3 protein-coding genes are annotated in these 2787 nt (G+C 67.7%); 2 read left to right on the forward strand and 1 reads right to left on the reverse strand.

Going from position 1 to position 2787, the window contains the following annotated elements; translation table 11 throughout:
* Positions 1-1141 (reverse strand): ATP-binding cassette domain-containing protein (locus ACE3TU_RS20990; RefSeq protein WP_374627797.1); only part of this gene is annotated, 1141 nt, incomplete at its 3' end.
* A 169-nt stretch (positions 1142-1310) separates the two neighbouring features.
* Between ACE3TU_RS20990 and ACE3TU_RS20995 the strand changes: the two genes are divergently transcribed.
* Positions 1311-2210, forward strand: coding sequence for a TolB family protein (locus tag ACE3TU_RS20995; protein WP_374627799.1), 900 nt, complete (start codon positions 1311-1313; stop codon positions 2208-2210).
* 84 nt (positions 2211-2294) lie between these two features.
* The coding region (locus ACE3TU_RS21000; protein WP_374627801.1) for an outer membrane protein at positions 2295-2787 on the forward strand (493 nt) is incomplete at its 3' end.

Genomic DNA, 2787 nt, shown 5'->3' on the forward strand with positions numbered 1-2787 from the left:
TCTCGGCGACGCTGATCGTGCCCGAATCCGGCTTTTCCTGCCCGGTGAGCATGCGGAACAGCGTGGTCTTGCCCGCCCCGTTCGGCCCGATGATGCCGACGATGCCGCCCGGCGGCAGCTTGAAGCTCAGGTTGTCGATCAAGAGCCGGTCGCCATAGCTCTTCGAGATGCCCTCGACGGTGATGACGTTCTGCCCGAGCCGCTCGCCTGGCGGGATGATGATCTGCGCGGTGCTGGACAGCGTGCGCGCCTCGTTGATCTTGACAAGTTCGTCATAGGCCCGGATACGCGCCTTGGACTTGGCCATGCGCGCCTGCGGGCTCTGGCCCATCCACTCGCGCTCGCGCTCCAGCACCTTGGCGCGCGCCGCGTCCTCGCTCTGCTCCTGCGCGAAGCGCTTCGCCTTGGCGCCCAGGTAGGCCGAGTAATTGCCCTCGTAGGGAATGCCGCGGCCGCGGTCGAGCTCGAGGATCCAGCCGGTGACGTTGTCGAGGAAATAACGGTCGTGGGTGATGATCAGCACCGCCCCCTCGAACTCGCGCAGGTGCCGCTCGAGCCAGGCCGTGGTCTCGGCATCGAGATGGTTGGTCGGTTCGTCGAGCAGCAGCAGGTCGGGCTTCGAGAGCAGCAGCGCGCACAGCGCCACGCGGCGCTTCTCGCCGCCCGAGAGCTTGTCCACCGAGGCATCGCCCGGCGGGCAGCCGAGCGCCTCCATGGCGACCTCGACCTGCGATTCGAGATCCCACAGGTTCTGGCTGTCGATGATGTCCTGCAGCCGCGTCGCCTCGTCGGCGGTCTCGTCGGAATAGTTCATCATCAGCTCGTTGTAGCGATCGATGATGTCCTTCTTTTCCTTGACGCCGGTCATGACGTTGCCCAGCACGTCCAGCGCCTCGTCGAGCTGCGGCTCCTGCGGCAGGTAGCCGATCCGCGCCCCGTCGGCGGCCCAGGCCTCGCCGGTGAACTCGCTGTCGATCCCGGCCATGATCCTGAGCAGCGTCGACTTGCCCGAGCCGTTCGGGCCCAGCACGCCGATCTTGGCGTCCGGGTAGAAGCTCAGGTGGATGTTGTCGAGCACCTTCTTGCCGCCCGAATAGGCCTTGTTGAGGCCGTGCATGTGATAGATGAACTGACGCGCCATGAAGCGATTGTCCTGCCGCTGAAAACCGGGAAATTGGCGCCGTATGTAGGGGAACTGCCGGCCGGGGGCAAGCTTGCGCCCCCGCGGCCCGGCCCCCGGCCGAAAGCGCCTAGCCAAGCAATCAGATTATCGTTAATACGTTGCACAGCCAATCGAGGAGGTCGCCAGCATGCCATCCAAACCCGCCTTTGCCCGCCGCGGGCGCGCGCTCCTGCCCGGCCAGCGCTCCGAACTGACGGTGATCAATGCCGACGGCACCGGCCGGCGGGTGGTGCTGGTGGCCGACGAGATCATCGAGGCGCCGAACTGGACGACCGACGGCATGCTGATCTTCAATGCCGGCGGGCAGCTCTGGCGCATCCCGGCCGAGGGCGGCGCCGAGCCGGTGCTGATCGACACCGCCCCGCTCGCCGACCTCAACAACGACCACGTGCTGGCGCCCGACGGCCGCTCCATCTATGTCAGCTCCGACGATTCCCACCTCTACGTGCTGCCGATCGGCGGCGGCACGCCGAAACGGATCTCGAACGAGCATCCCGAGCGCCATCACTACTACCTGCACGGCGTGTCGCCCGACGGGCGGACGCTGGTCTATACCGGCGTCAACACCCGCGACGGCAACCGCTGGGGCTATGTCAACATCTGGACCATCCCGGCCGCCGGCGGGCCGGACACCCAGCTCACCGATTCCACCCGCCCCGACGATGGCGCCGAGTACACGCCCGACGGGCAGTGGATCTGGTTCAACTCCGAGCTCGCCTCGCCCGGCCACGCGCAGATCTTCCGTATGCGGCCGGATGGCTCGGAAGTGACGCAGGTGACGATCGACGAACGGGTCAACTGGTTCCCGCATTTCTCCCCCGACGGGCAGTCGATCGTCTACCTGAGCTATCCCGAGGGCACGCAGGGCCACCCGCCCGACAAGGCGGTGATCCTGCGCTTCATGCGGCCCGACGGCACCGGCCGGCGCGATGTCGTCGCCTTCAACGGCGGCCAGGGCACCATCAACGTCAACTCCTGGGCCCCCGACAGCAGGCGTTTCGCCTATGTCGCCTATCCGATCGGCTGAGCACTCCCGCGTGGCGCAGGGGCTGGCCAGCCCGGGCCGACGCAGGCTATGTTCGCGCTCACTGAATCGGGCGGCGGGGATGTCGTGCGCATAGAGTTTCTGGCCGCGACGGCGCTCGGGACGACGCTGCTCTTTGCCGTGCCCGGCGTCGCCATGGCCCAGCCGGCCTATGACTGGTCGGGTTTCTATGCCGGCATTTCCGTCGGCGGAGCATCGACCACCAGCGACATCACCCTGACCTATACCGCCCCGGCCAGCGGGCCGGCGGCCGCCGATTTCGGCACGGTCGGAGCGCTGCTGGCGCTCAATGTCGGCTACAACATCCAGGTCGGCAACGGCGTCGCCGGCATCGAGGCCGACGCCGCCCTGACGGCGGTCGACGGCACCGTCGAGGAACCCGGCAGCTACGTCTTCGACGAGCGGCTCGAATCGCTGCTGACCCTGCGGTCGCGCTTCGGCGTCGCCAGCGGCCCGGTCTACGCCTACGGCACCATGGGCCTGGCGGCCGGACAGGCCGACTTCTCGGCCGTTGTCGACAACGGCTACGGGGGCTCGCCGGTCGCGGCAACGAACTCGG

Source organism: Devosia sp. (genome assembly GCF_041917035.1).
In the GTDB taxonomy this organism is placed as follows: Bacteria; Pseudomonadota; Alphaproteobacteria; order Rhizobiales; family Devosiaceae; genus Devosia_A.

Coding starts and splice junctions, on each gene's coding strand:
- ACE3TU_RS20995 (WP_374627799.1), top strand. CDS start 1,311: ATGCCATCCAAACCCGCCTTTGCCCGCCGCGGGCGCGCGCTCCTGCCC.